A 15,875-nucleotide genomic window follows, 5' to 3' on the forward strand; every position below is an offset into this window, starting at 1 on the left:
CCATTTTACCGCAGCCCCTTCTTGATCTGCTTGATCAGGCCGGGACCCTTGTAGACCAGGCTGGAATAAAGCTGGACCAGTGTGGCGCCGGCATCCAGCTTGGCCTTGGCGGTCTGAGCCGAATGGATGCCGCCGACCCCGACCAGGGGGAAGCGGCCGCCGACGCGCCGGGCGGTTTCGGCCAGCACCTGGGTGGAGAGCTCGAACAGGGGCGCTCCCGAGAGGCCGCCCGCCTCCTTGGCCGTCTCGCGCTCCTTCAGCGTCTCGGGCCTGGAGATCGTGGTGTTGGAGACGATCATGCCGTCGAGCTTGTGGGCGAGCACGCGGTCGACGATGTCGTCGAGCTCGAACATGGTGATGTCGGGCGCGATCTTGAGAAGCAGCGGGCGGCGCGGACCGATGAGCGCCGCCGTATCGCGTGCCTCCACCGCGCGGCCCAGCAATTCGTCGAGCGCCTCGCGTTTCTGCAGATTGCGCAGGCCCGGCGTGTTGGGCGAGGAAATGTTGAGGGTGAAATAGGAGGCGACGGGGGCGAAGACGATGATGCCGGCGGCATAGTCGGCGGCCTTGTCCTCGCTGTCCTTGTTGGCACCGACATTGACGCCGAGAATGCCGCGGCCTTTGCGGGCCTTGAGCCGGGCCAGCACGGCGGCGTGGCCCTGATTGTTGAAGCCGAAGCGGTTGATCACGCCCTCATCCGCCGGCAGACGGAACAAACGGGGGCGGGGATTGCCCTCCTGGGGGCGCGGGGTGACGCTGCCGATCTCCACGAAGCCGAAGCCGAGCTTGAACAGGGGATCGACCACCTCGGCATTCTTGTCGAAGCCGGCGGCCACGCCGACCGGATTGGGGAAATCGAGCCCGAAGGCCTTCACCCCGAGCGAGGCCGGATCGGGGAGGGCGGGAGGGATCGGCAGGCTGCGCAGCGCGGAGAGGGTGGCCTCATGCGCCTCCTCGGGGTCCATACGGAACAGGCGGGGACGGATGAGGGCGAAGGCTGCACCGATCATGGCTGCTCGCTCGAGAGAAATTCGAGCGGGAAGACATGTCGGCCATCCAAGCCGAGCGGCAGCGGCGCGGTCCACTCGACCAGGTCGAGGGGCAGGGCGCCATAGAGATGGGGGAAGAGGGCGCCGCCGCGCGAGACTTCCCATTTGAGGGCTTCGCCGAGCCTGTCGGCCTCGACGGCGGCAAGGATGAGATCGTCCTGTCCGGCGAAATGCCGGGCCGCCGTCTCCCGTACGGTATCGGCCGAGGAGAAGTGGATGTAGCCATCCTGGATATCGATGGGGGCGCCGTCGAAACGCCCGGCAGCCTCGGCGTTGCGCCATTGCTGCGCCGTCAGGATCTTGAAGATGAGCGCCATATATCCTCCAGCCTTTCGCCGCACGTCCTCTACAGGGCCTGAGGACTTTACGAAAGGGCCTGCCACAGGGCGCCTGCACGGATTTTCCATCGGATACAGGGCTTCGAGGCTTGAATACGCCACGACAATGACGGATTGACGCCTTGTTCATGCCTTTCCCTGAGTGGAAAGCAAATGTCGCAAGCTGCGGTAGCCCTTGCTTAACCCGGCGCTGATATGACTGATCTGATTGTAATGATTTTGGAAGGCTGGGATGGCGCAGGGCCAACGGCGCATGGTTGAGCGGGTAGAACCCCGTTTCGAGCCCGAAAAGGGCGAGGAATCCGATCAGGGCGATGGTTTCCGCCTGACCCGGGAAGACCGCCCCGCGCCCGTACCGCTGGAGTTGCGCGAGCGCTCGCCGTCCCGCGCCAAGAGCGCGCGCTCGAGCAAGGGCTGGAGCCTGTTCGGCGGATCCTCCTCGCGTGGCGGCGGTTCCAGCCGCCGTGGCGGAGGTGGAGGCGGTGGCAGTTCGGGGGGCGGGCGCAAGCCCAAGCGCCGGCGCTCCATGCTCTATCGCCTGACCTACTGGTCCTTCCTGCTGTGCATGTGGGGCCTGCTCGGCGTCGGTGGCGTGGTGGCCTGGTATGCCGCCAACCTGCCGCCGATCCAGAATCTGGAAGTGCCGCCGCGCCCGCCCAATGTGAAGATCGTTTCGGCCGACGGCACCGTCATCGCCAATCAGGGCGAAATGGGCGGAGCCGCTATCTCGATCAAGGACCTGCCGAAATATGTGCCGCAGGCCTTCGTGGCCATCGAGGACCGGCGCTTCTACTCGCATTACGGCGTCGATCCGCAGGGCCTTGCCCGCGCCGGCTATGTCTATCTCACCACGCACCGCCTGACCCAGGGCGGCTCGACGCTGACGCAGCAGCTCGCCAAGAACGTCTTCCTGACCCCCGAGCGCAGCCTGCGCCGCAAGATCCAGGAAGCCATCCTGGCCGTCTATCTCGAGCGCAAATTCTCCAAGAACCAGATCCTGGAGATGTATATCAACCGAGTCTATTTCGGTGCGGGCGCCTATGGCATCGAGGCGGCGGCGCAGCGTTATTTCCGCAAGCCTGCCAAGGAACTCACCATTGCCGAGGCCGCGACCCTGGCCGGCCTGGTCAAGGCGCCGTCTTCGCTCGACCCGACCAAGAATCCCAAGGGCGCCCGTGACCGTGCCCAGCTCGTGCTCGATGCCATGGTCGATACCGGCGCGATCACCGCGCAGGACGAGAAGACGGCTCTGGCCACGCCTGTCAAGGTTTCCAAATTCGCCGCCCGCTCGTCCGGCAACTATCCGGCCGACTGGATCTCCAACCAGCTCAGCGACCTCACCGGGCCGCTCGACACCGATGTGGTGGTGGAGACCACCATCGATGCCAAGCTGCAGAATCTCGCCGAACAGTCCCTGCGCCAGGGTCTCGACAAGTCCGGCGGCAAGCTGCGCGTGAGCCAGGGCGCCCTGGTGGCGATGGATCCCGATGGCGCGGTCCGGGCCATGGTGGGCGGGCGCTCCTATGCCGAGAGCCAGTTCAACCGGGCGATCTCGGCCTATCGGCAGCCCGGCTCCACCTTCAAGCCGTTCGTCTATCTCGCCGCGCTGATAAACGGGGCCACCCCCGATACCATTCGTGACGACGCCCCGATCACCCTGGCGGGCTGGAGCCCGAAGGACTTCTCGCGCGAATATCGCGGCCCGGTGTCGCTGACCACGGCGCTCGCTTTGTCGCTCAACACGGTGGCGGTGCGCCTGTGCGCCGAAGTGGGCCCGAAGGCGGTGGTGGCGGTGGCCCACAGCCTCGGCATCAATTCCAATCTCGACCCTAATCCCTCCATCGCGCTCGGCACCTCGGAAGTCACGCCGCTGGAGATCACCTCGGCCTATGCCACCTTCGCCAATGGCGGGCGCATGGTGATCCCCTATGTGGTCAAGAGCATCAAGACCGAGAAGGGCAAGGTGCTGTTCCAGCGCCAGGCTCCCGGCAATCAGCGCGTCATCGAGGACGACAAGGTCGGCATGATGAACGCCATGATGAGCCAGACGCTGACGGTCGGCACGGCCCGTAAATATGGCCTGCCGGGCTGGCAATCGGCCGGCAAGAGCGGCACCAGCCAGAATTATCGCGATGCCTGGTTCATCGGCTATACCAGCCACATGGTGACCGCCGTCTGGCTCGGCAATGACGACGGTACCTCCACGTCCAAGATGACCGGCGGCAGCCTGCCGGCCCAGATCTGGAACGAGTTCATGCGTGGTGCCCATAAGGGCCTGCCGCCGGCGCCGCTGCCCGGCCGGCCCTGGGTGCGCGAGGCGCCGCCGCCCGAGGACGTCATCGCGGCGCAGCCGCAATTCGACGGCGCGCCGGAAGACCAGCCCGTGGCTGTCGAGCCGGTGATGACCGCCAACGCGCCGCGCAACACCGGGCGGCCGATCGCGGACTGGCTGAACCGGGTGCTGGGGCGGTAAGTTTTGGGGGGCGGGTCTTCGGACCCGCCTTCTTTGCCTTCAGGCGCTGTGTTTCAGGCGGGTCCGAAGACCCGCCCCCCAAATCACCCCAGATCCATCTCGAACCAGTTGGCCTGATGGCGCGGCCAGCGCCGTGGCGTCACGAAGACCGCATCGAAACGCTGGACCAGCAAGGCCTGGTCGGGATGGCGGGCCAGCCAGGCCCGGGCCGCCGTGGCGATGCGCCGCTGCTGGCCGGGCGTGATCGCTTCCAACGCCACGGCGACATCGGCGCGGGCCTTGACTTCGACGAAGACCAGCGTGCCGCCGCGGCGGGCGATCAGGTCGATCTCGCCGCCCGGCACCTTGAAGCGGCGGGCGAGCAGGCGATAGCCCTTCAGGCGCAGCAGCCAGCCGGCCCGTGTCTCGGCGTTGAGGCCGGCGCGGAAGGCGGCCTGGCGTTCGAGCTTGCTCAAGAGGCCCTGCTGCGGCGCTCCGAGGCCATCTCGACGGCGCGGGCATAGACGTCGCGCTTGGGCAGGCCGAGGCGGGCCGAGACCGCGGCGGCGGCATCCTTGACCGAAAGCGTCTCGAGCGCGGCGGCCAGAGACGCCTCGATGTCGTCGGCGCTGGCCTTCTCCTCGACCGGCGGTCCCACCACCACCACGATCTCGCCCTTCGGCTCGTCGGCAATGGCGAAATCGGTCGCCAGCGATACCAGCGTGCCGCGATAGACCGTCTCATAGGCCTTGGTGAGTTCGCGAGCCACCGTGGCGGCCCGGTCGCCGAGCGCCGTCGCCATGGCGGCGAGGCTGTCGGCGAGGCGCGGGCCGCTTTCGTAGAAGATCAGCGTGGCGGGGATGGTCTTGAGCTCGGCGAGCCGGTTGGCGCGTGCGCCATCCTTGTTGGGCAGGAAGCCCTCGAAGAAGAAGCGGTCGGTCGGCAGGCCGGCGACGGCCAGGGCCGCCAGCGCGGCGGACGGGCCGGGCGCGGCGAAGACGGGAATGTCGGCCTCGATGGCCTCGCGTACCAGCTTGAAACCGGGATCGGAGACCATGGGCGTGCCGGCGTCCGAGACCAGGGCCACGCCCTGGCCGCTGGTCAGCCGCTCCAGGATCTGGGGCCGCACGCGGGGCGCGTTGTGGTCGTTATAGGCCAGGAGCTGGGCGCTGATGCCATAATGGTTGGTGAGGCGGCTGGTGACGCGCGTATCTTCGCAGACGATGAGATCGGCGGCGGCCAGCGTGGTCAGCGCCCGCAGCGTAATGTCCTGGAGATTGCCGATGGGCGTCGCCACCACATGGAGACCCGGCTGCAAGGAGGGGGCGGTCAGCCGCTGGCCATGCAGCAGGTAGCTGTGTTCGACGCCGACGATGGAGGGAGAGAAATCTGGACGCATGGGGTCCTGCCTTTGCCGGCCGCGAGTCGCAATCCGCAGCCTGTTCTCCTGTGTAGCCCCCTCAGATCCAAAGGCAAGTTGATCTTCCGGCCCGCGTGATGAAGATAGAGGCATCTTGGAGCAAAGCGCGTTTTGGTGAAGACGCCGCTTTGCTCCAACTTTTGGTTCGACGCGTCTTTGCGATTTGAAGTGCTTTCCGTCAAATCGCAAAGACGCTGTGGGGGAGGATTTCATGAAGCCCGGTCCGAACGACGTCCTCCTAGTGATCGACGTACAGAACGATTTCTGTCCGGGCGGGGCATTGGCCGTGCCCGACGGCGATTCGGTGGTACCCGACATCAATCGGCTGGCGGGGGATTTCGCCCATTGCGTGCTGACGCAGGACTGGCACCCGCCCGGCCATTCCTCCTTCGCTTCCAGCCATCCGGGCAAGGCGCCTTTTTCGACCGTGCGCATGCCCTATGGCGAGCAGACCCTGTGGCCCGACCATTGCCTCCAGGGCAGCCGGGGCGCCGAGTTCCATCCCGGCCTGGCCTTGCCAGGGGCGCAGATGATCATCCGGAAGGGCTACAATCCCGCCATCGACAGCTATTCGGCCTTCTTCGAGAACGACCGCAAGACCCCGACCGGCCTCTCGGGCTATCTGAGGGAGCGCGGCCTCAAGCGGTTGTTCTGCGTCGGCCTCGCCACCGATTTCTGCGTGCGTTATTCCGCCGAGGACGCCAGGCGCCTGGGCTTCGAGACCATCGTCGTGCTCGATGCCTGCCGGGGCATCGACCTCGACGGCTCCGTCGCGGCGGCAATTGCCGCCATGCGGGAGGCGGGCGCGGAACTGGTGGAGCGGGTTTGAACAAGGGCCTGGCGCGCCCTTTTCCGCGGGCGCTCCAATGAAAGCCTCCATGGTGCCCCTTGCCACCACTCTTCGTTTGTGATCACAATTCCAGCAGTCACCACTGGAATCCGTCTGATGAAATCCGTCTATTCCGAGCGCCACAAAGGCCATGCCGGCAATGTCGAACTGGTGGCGGGCGCCATCGTGCCGGCCTTCGAGATGCCTTCGCGCGCCGAGTTCATCCGCGCCCGTATCGACGGGGTCGGGCTCGGTCCTGTGTTGTCGCCGCAGGCCCATACGCTCGATGCCGCCCTGCGCGTGCACAAGCCTGATTTCATCGATTTCCTCGGGCGGGCCTATCCGATGTGGAAGGCGGCGGGGCGGGAGGGCACGGCGATGCCCTTCACCTGGCCGACGCGCGGCCTGAGGGGCGACAGGCCACCGGAATCGATCGAAGCGCTGCTCGGCTATTATTCCTTCGATGCCGGCGCAACTCTCGTGGAGGGCAGCTGGGACGCGATCAAATCCTCCTACGAGGTGGCGCTGACGGCCGCCGGGCTGGTGAAGGGCGGCGAGAAGTCGGCCTTCGCGCTCTGCCGTCCGCCCGGCCATCATGCCGGCTCCGGCTTCATGGGCGGCTATTGCTTCATCAACAATGCGGCCGTGGCGGCGCAATGGTTCCTCGACAACGGCGCCCGCAAGGTCGCCATCCTCGACGTCGACTACCATCACGGCAACGGCACGCAGGAAATCTTCTACGAGCGCGACGACGTGCTGGTGCTCAATCTGCACGGCGACCCCGCCAACGAATATCCCTTCTTCCTCGGCTTTGCCGACGAAAAGGGGGCCGGCAAGGGCGAGGGCTTCAACGTCAATTATCCGATGCCGGCAGGCACGACCTTCGAGGTCTGGGGGGCGGCGCTGGACGATGCCTGCGCCAAGGCGGCGGCCTACAGACCCGACGTGCTGCTGGTCTCGCTCGGGGTCGACACCTTCGAGAAGGATCCGATCAGCGCCTTCAAGCTGAAGACCGAGCACTATCCGCTCATCGGCGCGCGCATCGCCAAGCTCGGCCTGCCGACGCTCTTCGTGATGGAAGGCGGCTATGCCGTGGCCGAGATCGCCGTGAATGCGGTCGGCGTCCTCACCGGCTTCGAGGACGCGTGATGGCCAAAACGACATTCGGCGTGGTGCAGTTCGCCTGCACCGACAACGTAGACCACAACCTGGCCACGGCGACGCGCCTGGTGCGCGAGGCTGCCGGGGCCGGCGCCCAGGTCGTGCTGGTGCAGGAACTGTTCGAGGACCTCTATTTCTGCCAGGAGGAGAAGGCCGAGCATTTCGCCAAGGCGCGCACGCTGGACCAGGAGCATCCCACCCTCAAGGCCATGCGCGCCCTGGCTGCCGAGCTTGGCGTGGTTCTGCCCGTCAGCCTGTTCGAGCGTGCCAACCAAGCCTATTACAACAGCCTCGTCATGGTCGACGCCGATGGCGGCGTCCTCGGCCTCTACCGCAAATCCCATATTCCGGACGGGCCCGGCTATGAGGAGAAGTTCTATTTCCGGCCCGGCGATACCGGTTTCAGGGTCTGGCCGACCCGCTTCGGCACCATCGGGGTCGGCATCTGCTGGGACCAGTGGTTTCCCGAAGCGGCCCGGTCCATGGCCCTGATGGGCGCGGATGCGCTGCTCTATCCCACCGCGATCGGCTCGGAGCCCGCCACCGGCTTCGACTCGATGGAGCATTGGCGCACGGTGATGCGCGGCCACGCCGGCGCCAACATCATGCCGGTGATGGCGGCCAACCGCATCGGCGTCGAGCGCTTCGGCGAGAGCGAGCTGACGTTCTACGGCTCCTCCTTCATTGCCGGCCAGCACGGAGAACTGGTGGCGGAGGCGGGGCGATCGGGCGAGGCGGTGCTGACGGCAAGCTTCGATCTCGAGGCGATTCGCGCCGAGCGCGCCGCCTGGGGATTGTTCCGCGATCGCCGGCCCGAGCTTTACGGCCGTCTGTCCACGGGAGACGGCAGTCTTCCCCTGCGATGACCGTTGCGTGTGGCGATAAAACTTGAACGTGAAGCGGATCGGCGCAATCATGACAGTGTGACGACAGACCGTTTACACAGGAGGCGTCATGACGGAGGCCGATCCGCCGGGATCGCTGTTTTCGCGAGGCGAAAGCGCGAATGTCGCGCAACTTCCCGCTTCGCGCCGCCCCGATCCACCAGCCATCGCCTTCGACCGGCATGAACTGCGCCAGATCATGAATCTCTATGGCCGCATGGTCTCCCATGGCGAATGGCGCGACTATGCCATCGATTTCTTGCGCGACAAGGCTGTGTTCTCCATCTTCCGGCGCGCGTCCGAGATGCCGCTCTACCGCATCGTCAAGGATCCTTCGCTGGCCCAGCGCCAGGGGGCCTATAGCGTGCTGGCGCCGACCGGCATGATCCTCAAGCGCGGCCATGATCTTGCCCGCGTGCTGCAGGCCATCGACAAGCCGGTACGCCTGGTGGTGTGACGAGGCTGTCATCCCGCACGCGCTGCAGCACTGCGTGCCGCAGCGCGTGCGGGATGACCGCGAACCGGCCCTGCCTACCCTCCCGCCATCACGCAGAGCAGTTCGAACATCAGCGTCGCGCCGGTCAGGGCGGTGAGGCCCGAGGGGTCGAGCGGCGGGGAGACTTCCACCAGGTCCGCGCCGATCAGATGCGCGCCGCCCATCAGGCGGATCATCGCCTGGGCTTCGCGCGAGGACATCCCGCCGATCTCCGGCGTGCCCGTGCCGGGCGCGAAAGAGGGATCGAGCGCATCGATGTCGAAGGAGAGATAGGTGGGCTTGTCGCCGATGATGGCGCGGGCTTCGGCCATGACGTCGGCCACGCCGCGGGCCATGAACTCCTCGATGAAGACGATGCGGACGCCGGCGGTGCGGGCGAAGTCGTAATTGGCCGCATCGGAGATGGCGCCGCGGATGCCGATCTGGATCATGCGCCTGGGATCGACCAGCCCTTCCTCGATGGCGCGGCGGAAGGGCGTGCCGTGGTTGTAGCGGCTGCCGAAGAAGCTGTCATAAGTGTCGGAATGAGCATCGAACTGGACGAGGCCGACGGGCGCCTGCTTCGCCAGGGCGCGCAGGATGGGCAGGGTGGTGAGATGATCGCCGCCCGCCGTCAGCGGGCGGGCGCCGGCGGCCCGGATCTCGGCATAGAAGGCCTCGATGCTCTCCAGGCTCGCCATCAAATCGAGCGGATTGATGGGGGCGTCGCCGCAATCGCCGGCCCGTATCCGGTCGAAGGGCGAGAGGCCGGTGACGTGATGCACGCGCCGCACCAGGCTCGACTGGTTGCGGATCTCCCGGGGGCCGTGCCGCGCGCCGGTGCGATTGGTGGCGCCGCCGTCGAAGGGAATGCCGACCAGGGCGATGTCGACCTCCTCCGGCCGCGCCATGGGCAGGCGCATGAAGGTCGAAGGGCCGGCGAAGCGCGGCACGAGCCCTGAATCGAGCGGCTGGAAGGGATGGTTGCTCACTTTTGTGGTTCCTGTCCGGGGAGCCCGGGGCTCCAATCTGAAGGGTGTTCGAAGGGGATCCAGGAATTCCAAGCGAAATCCTTTCGGCCCTGGATCCCTTCCCGTCGCCAATGGCGGCGCCGGGGACGACAGAGCACTGGGCCTCTCAGGGAAAGCCTGGAGCCGATCAGGCGATGGTGTAATGCGCATCCTGGGGAATGCAGTCGGCGCCGTTCACCGGGACCAGGTCCTGGGGGCAGGCGGAGAACACCACGATCAGGTCCATCTCGGCCCTGAGGCGGACATGGGAGCCGGGCGTCGACACCGGTGGCTGGAAGGAGACGCTGCCATCGGCGCCGACCGGTATGTTCATGAACAGGTTGAGCGGGCTCGGCGTCTCCGCTCCGGTCACGCCGAGTGATGCCAGGGCCTGCGCCAGATTGTCGGTGCAGCTGTCGTGATGGCCGACATGGCCGAGCTGCTCGTAGCGGTAGCGGTCGCAGGCGGCAATCAGCGTGTCGTGGATGCCGCCGGAAGTGTCTTCGGTCAGGGTAAGCATGGGGCGCCGGCGATTGCTGCGCAGAGTATCGCCGACCCGCGGATTGACGCGCAGCATAGCGCCGCGGCTGTGCTCCATCGACATGAACTCGCTGGGATCCTCCGCGTTGAAGGCCCAGCTGTCGACCACCTGGCTGCCATGGGTGTTGATGACCGTCACCGTCTGCCCGGCCTTCACCCGCTCCGTTACGCCCTTGCGCGCCGGAATGAGGCGCAATTCGCCTTTCGTCCGCTCCTCGATGCCCATCGACCAAGACCTTTCCCGCAAGACCTTTCCCGAACGTCCTCGCCCCCCCTGCCGCGAAGCGAGAGGCGCCATCGTCCGTAAGGTCTATAGCAATTTTCGGACAGGTTCAGCGCCGTCCTGGGCGTGTCATCGTGCCTCGGCCCCTTTTGGTTTGCGGCTCTTCTTACGGTCGAGCTGCCTTTGCGCGTCCGCACGCCAGCGCAGGGCCTTCTCGTCGCCGGGTTTCAACCGCAGGCTGTCGTCATAATTGCGGATGGCGAGATCGTACCGGCCCTTGGCGGCCAAAACCGCACCGCGATCGCGATAGTAACTGGCGGTATCGGGATCCAGGGCGATAGCCCGGTCGTAATCCTTGAGCGCGCGATCATACAGGCGCTTGTTGCTATAGGCCGCGGCGCGGCCGGCAAAAGCGAGGGCACTGTCCGATTCAAGATCGATCGCCCGGTCGAGATCCTGGATGGCGCGGTCATATTGACCCAAATCGTTAAAGGCGGCGCCACGATTGAGATAGGCCTTGGGCTCGTCCGGCGCCAGCACGATGGCTCGGTCGAGATCCTGGAGCGCGTGGTCGAGCTCGCCAAGCCTGACATAGACGGCAGCGCGATTAATCAGGGCGCTCGCGTCGCCAGGCTTGCGCTGCAACAGGCGGTCGAGATCGGTTATGGCACGATCGTAATGACCGCTCTCGAAATTCGCGATGCTGCGCCCCTCCAAGATCTCAGCATCGGCCGGATTGAGCCGAAAAGCATCGTCGTAGTCTTGAATGGCTCGGTCGTACTGCTTCATGGTCACCAAAACTGTGCCGCGGTCTCGGTAAAAGTTCGCGTGCGCTTGCAGGGCGATCGCCCGGTCATAGTCCTGGAGCGCGCAGTCATAGTCCTCCAATAGCCTGTAGGCCGAGGCACGATTGTAGAAGGCTATGGCATCGTCCGGCTTCAGCCGGATGGCCTCGTCGAGATCCTGGATGGCGCGGGTGACCTGGCCTGCTTTGACATAGGCCGCACCGCGATTGAGGTAGGCATCGGCAGAGTCCGGCTTGAGGCTGACGGCTTGGTTGAGATCTTGAAGGGCCCGATCGTAGTACTTCTTGGCGATATAGGTCATGCCGCGGATGATCAGGGCGGCATCGTCCGGCGACAGGAGAAGGACTTTGTTCAGGTCCTCCAAGGCGCGGTCGGGGTTCCCCCCTTCTGAATAGATCCAGCCCCGCCCTCGAAGCGCGTCGAGATTATTCGGGTCGAGGCGAATAGCCTGGTCGAAATCCTGGATCGCACGATCGAACTGGCCGAGATTGCCAAAGGCTGAGCCACGGTTAGTGAAGTTGTTCGCCTCATCGGGCTTGAGCCTGATGGCCCGATCAAGATCGGAGATGGCACGCTCATACTGACCGGCTTTTACCAGGACCGAGCCGCGATTGCCCAGGATCAGAGCGTCGTTCGGCATGAGCCGGTCAGCCTCGTTGAAATCCTTGATGGCCTGTTCGTACTGGCGCTTGCCAAGATAATTGACGCCGCGGGTGGTATAGGAATTGGCGTTGTCGGGTTGGTGGCGGATAACCTGGTCTAGATCCGCGATAGCCAGATCGTAATGCTGCAGCCTTGTGTGGGCGAGGCCGCGATAGAAGCGGGTATAGTCGTTATCGGGTGTCTGCCGCAGCGCTTCATCGAGATTGACGATGGCGCGGCCATAGTCGCCTTTGAGCACCAGCGCGGCGCCGCGACCTCCAAGCGCCTCGCCGTCGCCCGGCTCGAGACGCAGGGCCCGGTCGAAATCCTCGAGAGCTCGATCAGGCTCGTTCCTATGCAGGAAAACCTTGCCTCTGTACGTCAAGGCCTCGGCATCCTGCGGATTCAAGGCGATCGCCTGGTCGAAATCCTGGATCGCTTGTTCATATTGATCCCTGTCGTTATGGGCAGCGCCGCGGCGGCGGTAAGCCTCGGCCAGGCGGGATCCGGTCTCGCTCTTGGAAGCGATCACGGCCGTGCAGGCCTGCACGATCAGATCCGCCGCAGCTTTGGGATCATAACAGTGCTGCGCCGCGTCGTCGGCCAGGACCTTGCCCGGTACCACACCCGCAGCGATCGCCATCAAGCCGGCGACGAGGATGCGTTTCGAGGCGATAGCTGCCGTCAGCCGCCGACCACCGTTGGAAAGACTGGTCATCTCGCTCCCATCCATCGAGGGGCAGCGAGTTTGCCATGGGCGAGGCGGGATACGAGTAACGTTCGAAACAACCTTCAGTTTGGCACTTACCCAGCCACGCCTTCGGAGCCGTACGACGATCGTTCAGCGCAATTTCCTGACGAACTCAGCCACCACCGGCGTCAGCCTGGTGACGATCGCATCGACGCCGGCGGCGGTCGGATGCATGCCGTCGGGCTGGTTGAGGCCGGGCGTGCCGGCGACCCCGTCGAGGAAGAAGGGATAGAGTTCCGCCCCATATTGCCTAGCGAGATCGGGATAGATCGCGTCGAACGTCTTCTGGTAGTCGGCGCCGAGATTGGGCGCGGCTCGCATGCCCATCAGCAGGACCGGGATCTTGCGCTCCTTGAGTCGCTCCAGGATGGCGGCGAGATTGGACCGGGCGAGCTTGGGATCGAGCCCGCGCAGCATGTCGTTGGCGCCGAGTTCGAGCAGCACCGCCTTGGTGCCGTCGGGCACCGACCAGTCGAGCCGGGCAAGGCCGCCATCGGTGGTGTCGCCGGAGACGCCGGCATTGTCGATCGCCACTTCGAGGCCGAGCCTGGCGAGGGCCGCCTGCAGCTTGGCGGGATAGGCGTCCCTGGCTTCCAGCCCGAGGCCTGCGGTGAGGCTGTCGCCCAGGGCCACCAGCCGCAGCGGCTCGGCCGCAGCCGAGGCGGCCGCAAGGGGGGTCATGACAAGCAATGTGAGAATTGCCACAATCGATGCATAGACACGGGTCACGATCACGAAAACCTTTCAGGCAGGATGCGAATGAACGAAGCGATCGATCTGGCCGACGTCCATCTCAGCCTCGGCACCGGCGCGGCGCGCGTTCACATTCTCAAGGGCGTTACGCTGAAAATAAGGCAGGGGGAAGCGGTCGGCCTCGTCGGCCCCTCCGGTTCGGGCAAATCCACCCTGCTGATGACGCTGGGCGGCCTGGAGCGGCCCGATAGCGGCAGCATCCGCATCGCCGGGCAGGATCTCGGCGTCCTCGACGAGGATGGCCTCGCCAAGTTTCGCGGGCGGCATATCGGCGTGGTCTTCCAGTCCTTCCATCTCATCCCCACCATGACGGCGCTCGAAAACGTCGCCGTGCCGCTGGAACTGGCCGGGCGGCGCGATGCCTTCGTCCGGGCGGAGGCCGAATTGGAGGCGGTGGGCCTCGGCGCACGCCAAGCCCATTATCCCGCCCAGCTCTCGGGCGGCGAGCAGCAGCGCGTGGCGCTGGCGCGCGCCCTGGCGCCCGAGCCGGCCATCCTGATCGCCGACGAGCCGACCGGCAATCTCGATGAGGGCACGGGTGCGGGTATCGTCGAGCTGATGTTCCGTTTGAAGCGCGAGCGCGGTGCCACCCTCGTGCTGGTGACGCATGATCTCGGCCTCGCCGCCCGCTGCGACCGCATGATTCGCATCCGTTCCGGCCATATCGAGGCGGACGAGGCAACGAAGGTGGAAGCGGCGGAGTAAGGCGCGGGAGCTGGTGTACCGATCTCCTCAGCTCCATCCCTTGATGGAGCGGGATCGGCATGTCGGAAACGTCTCTTATATCGGAGGGGCCGATGCCGATCTGGAGATCGGCACACCATGTTTCCCCCGTGACCTTGCGGGGACGATGGCCATGGAATGAACCAGATTGCCCGTTAGGTCGCTCTTTTTTACGGGTCTCGCGCTCCGCGCGAGGGAGATTGGGGCAGGGTATGGTTGATTCACAGCAGGGCAGGCGCGCCCTCTTCATCGTCAATCCCAACGCGCGCAATGGCGGCAAGGGCACCGATGCGATCCGCAAGGTGCTGGAAACCGGCGGCATCCATCTCATCGAAGCGAGCCCGGAAGGGAATGAGAAGATCGCCGACGTGATTTTGCGCCGCCGGGACGAATGTGACCTCGTCATCGTCGGCGGTGGTGACGGCAGTCTCAACGCCGCCGCTCGGGGGCTGATGGAAACGGGCCTGCCGCTCGGCGTGTTGCCGCTCGGTACCGCCAATGATTTCGCCCGCACCGTCGAGATCCCGGCCGATCCCCTGAAGGCCGCCGAGCTCATCGTAACCGGGCAGCCCAGGCCGATGGATCTCGGCGAGGTCAATGGCCAGCTTTATTTCAACGTGGCCAGCATCGGCTTCAGCGCGGACCTGGCCGCCGAACTCTCCGAGAATGCCAAGAAGATGTTCGGCAAGCTCGGCTACGGCATCGTGGCCGCCCGGCTGCTGGCGCGCTCGCAGCTCTTCACCGCCTATCTCGACCATGACGGCACCACCGAGAAGATCAAGACCCTGCAGGTCTCGGTCGGCAACGGAAAATATTACGGTGGCGGCATGACCGTGGAGCAGACCGCCACGGCCGATGACGGCAAGCTCGATTTCTACAGCCTGGAAGTCGACCATTGGTGGCGCCTGCTCAAGCTGCTGCCGAGCCTGCGCAAGGGCACTCATGGCCAGTGGGACGACGTCAGGGCTTTCGGCACCACCGAACTGGTGATCCGCACCAACCGGCCGCGCCCGGTCAACACCGACGGCGAACTCACCACCTGGACGCCGGCGCATTTCAAGCTCAGGCGCCATGCCATCGAAGTCTATGCGCCGCCGGTGAAAAGCGGGAAATAGGAAAGGCGGAACGGAGCTGCCCCCACCTTATGGTCAATAGCCCCACAGGCGCTGCGCCAGGAGCGAGCAGAACAGCGCCCAGCCGGCCCCGATCACCCAGCCGGCGATCACGTCGGTGGGCCAGTGCACGCCGAGATAGATGCGGCTGACGCCGACGGCGAAGGTCAGCAGCGTGCACACCACCATGATGTAGATCGACAGGGCCCGCACGCGGAAGCTGCGGGCCAGCATGATGCCGAGGGTGAAATAGACGGTGGCGGACATGAAGGAATGGCCGCTGGGAAAGCTCGACGTATAGACCCGGGCGCCATGGGTCACCAGGTCCGGCCGCGGCCGGTCAAAGCCGTATTTCAGGAGCGAGCTCATCAGGATGCCGCTGCCGATGGCGAGGATGACGAAGACGGCGCTGCGCGGCGATCCCGAAAGGGCGAGAAAACCCGCCACGACCAGGGTGGTCAGCGTCAGCACGCCGACGCCGCCGAGGCCGGTCAAATCGCGCATCATTTCCTCGAGCCAGCCCGGCCCGAGCGGATCGGTGAGATCGGCGGGATTACGCATCATCAGAAGGATGGCGCGATCGAAGGCCTCCGTGCCGCCCTGCGTGACCAGGCCGGCCAGTACGGCGAAGATCAGGGCCGCGCCGGCGACGCAGAGGATGGCGACCAGCGCCGAACGCTCGGGATGGGGTTGGATCATGAGGGCTG

General features: G+C 65.5%; 16 protein-coding genes. 7 read left to right on the forward strand and 9 right to left on the reverse strand.

Annotation, left to right across the window (positions count from 1 at the left end; translation table 11 throughout):
• Positions 1–5: 5 nt before the first annotated feature.
• Together C5L14_RS22425 and C5L14_RS22430 are read right to left on the reverse strand one after the other, a co-directional pair.
• A complete protein-coding gene (locus C5L14_RS22425; protein WP_105864307.1) occupies positions 6–1,010 on the reverse strand; it encodes a quinone-dependent dihydroorotate dehydrogenase in 1,005 nt (334 codons plus the stop codon).
• A complete protein-coding gene (locus C5L14_RS22430; protein ID WP_105864308.1) occupies positions 1,007–1,366 on the reverse strand; it encodes a DUF952 domain-containing protein in 360 nt (119 codons plus the stop codon). The genes C5L14_RS22425 and C5L14_RS22430 overlap by 4 nt, the downstream gene beginning before the upstream one ends.
• 253 nt (positions 1,367–1,619) lie before the next feature.
• Here C5L14_RS22430 and C5L14_RS22435 point away from each other — a divergent pair, with 253 nt between their 5' ends.
• Entirely contained in the window at positions 1,620–3,860 is a 2,241-nt protein-coding gene (locus C5L14_RS22435; RefSeq protein WP_245443506.1) for a transglycosylase domain-containing protein, read from the forward strand.
• A gap of 83 nt (positions 3,861–3,943) precedes the next feature.
• On the opposite strand, the gene C5L14_RS22440 is transcribed toward C5L14_RS22435, so the two are convergent.
• Both C5L14_RS22440 and rsmI read right to left on the reverse strand, forming a co-directional pair.
• Positions 3,944–4,315: a YraN family protein gene (locus tag C5L14_RS22440; protein WP_105864309.1), complete on the reverse strand. Its 372-nt coding sequence runs from the start codon at positions 4,313–4,315 to the stop codon at positions 3,944–3,946.
• A complete protein-coding gene (gene rsmI / locus C5L14_RS22445; RefSeq protein WP_105864310.1) occupies positions 4,312–5,238 on the reverse strand; it encodes a 16S rRNA (cytidine(1402)-2'-O)-methyltransferase in 927 nt (308 codons plus the stop codon). The genes C5L14_RS22440 and rsmI overlap by 4 nt, the downstream gene beginning before the upstream one ends.
• A gap of 232 nt (positions 5,239–5,470) precedes the next feature.
• Here rsmI and pncA point away from each other — a divergent pair, with 232 nt between their 5' ends.
• The 4 genes from pncA (at position 5,471) to C5L14_RS22465 (ending at position 8,590) form a co-directional block, all read left to right on the forward strand.
• Positions 5,471–6,088 (forward strand): bifunctional nicotinamidase/pyrazinamidase, encoded by a 618-nt coding sequence (gene pncA / locus C5L14_RS22450; protein ID WP_105864311.1) that lies wholly within the window; start codon positions 5,471–5,473, stop codon positions 6,086–6,088.
• A 117-nt stretch (positions 6,089–6,205) separates the two neighbouring features.
• The gene (locus C5L14_RS22455; RefSeq protein WP_105864312.1) at positions 6,206–7,237 is read left to right on the forward strand and encodes a histone deacetylase family protein; all 1,032 of its coding nucleotides are present in this window, start codon (positions 6,206–6,208) and stop codon (positions 7,235–7,237) included.
• Positions 7,237–8,115, forward strand: a complete 879-nt coding sequence (aguB, locus tag C5L14_RS22460; protein ID WP_105864313.1) for an N-carbamoylputrescine amidase — start codon at positions 7,237–7,239, stop codon at positions 8,113–8,115. The genes C5L14_RS22455 and aguB overlap by 1 nt, the downstream gene beginning before the upstream one ends.
• Before the next feature lie 88 nt (positions 8,116–8,203).
• Entirely contained in the window at positions 8,204–8,590 is a 387-nt protein-coding gene (locus C5L14_RS22465) for a DUF2794 domain-containing protein (RefSeq protein ID WP_105864314.1), read from the forward strand.
• Between the two features lie 74 nt (positions 8,591–8,664).
• On the opposite strand, the gene speB is transcribed toward C5L14_RS22465, so the two are convergent.
• From speB to C5L14_RS22485, 4 genes are all read right to left on the reverse strand, one after another.
• A complete protein-coding gene (gene speB, locus C5L14_RS22470) occupies positions 8,665–9,600 on the reverse strand; it encodes an agmatinase (protein ID WP_245443507.1) in 936 nt (311 codons plus the stop codon).
• A gap of 166 nt (positions 9,601–9,766) precedes the next feature.
• On the reverse strand, positions 9,767–10,405 hold the full coding sequence (locus C5L14_RS22475; protein WP_342588428.1) for an urea carboxylase-associated family protein: 639 nt from the start codon (positions 10,403–10,405) through the stop codon (positions 9,767–9,769).
• 105 nt (positions 10,406–10,510) lie between these two features.
• Entirely contained in the window at positions 10,511–12,547 is a 2,037-nt protein-coding gene (locus C5L14_RS22480; protein WP_181161298.1) for a tetratricopeptide repeat protein, read from the reverse strand.
• Between the two features lie 123 nt (positions 12,548–12,670).
• Positions 12,671–13,261, reverse strand: coding sequence for an arylesterase (locus C5L14_RS22485; RefSeq protein ID WP_105864470.1), 591 nt, complete (start codon positions 13,259–13,261; stop codon positions 12,671–12,673).
• Between the two features lie 78 nt (positions 13,262–13,339).
• Between C5L14_RS22485 and C5L14_RS22490 the strand changes: the two genes are divergently transcribed.
• Entirely contained in the window at positions 13,340–14,038 is a 699-nt protein-coding gene (locus C5L14_RS22490) for an ABC transporter ATP-binding protein (RefSeq protein ID WP_428832647.1), read from the forward strand.
• Between the two features lie 230 nt (positions 14,039–14,268).
• Complete coding sequence (locus C5L14_RS22495) at positions 14,269–15,171, forward strand: lipid kinase (RefSeq protein ID WP_105864318.1); 903 nt, start codon at positions 14,269–14,271, stop codon at positions 15,169–15,171.
• A 33-nt stretch (positions 15,172–15,204) separates the two neighbouring features.
• Here C5L14_RS22495 and C5L14_RS22500 read toward each other — a convergent pair whose 3' ends face one another.
• Complete coding sequence (locus C5L14_RS22500) at positions 15,205–15,867, reverse strand: phosphatase PAP2 family protein (RefSeq protein WP_105864319.1); 663 nt, start codon at positions 15,865–15,867, stop codon at positions 15,205–15,207.
• Between the last annotated feature and the right edge of the window lie 8 nt (positions 15,868–15,875).

The organism is Labrys okinawensis (assembly GCF_002982075.1).
In the GTDB taxonomy this organism is placed as follows: Bacteria; Pseudomonadota; Alphaproteobacteria; order Rhizobiales; family Labraceae; genus Labrys; species Labrys okinawensis_A.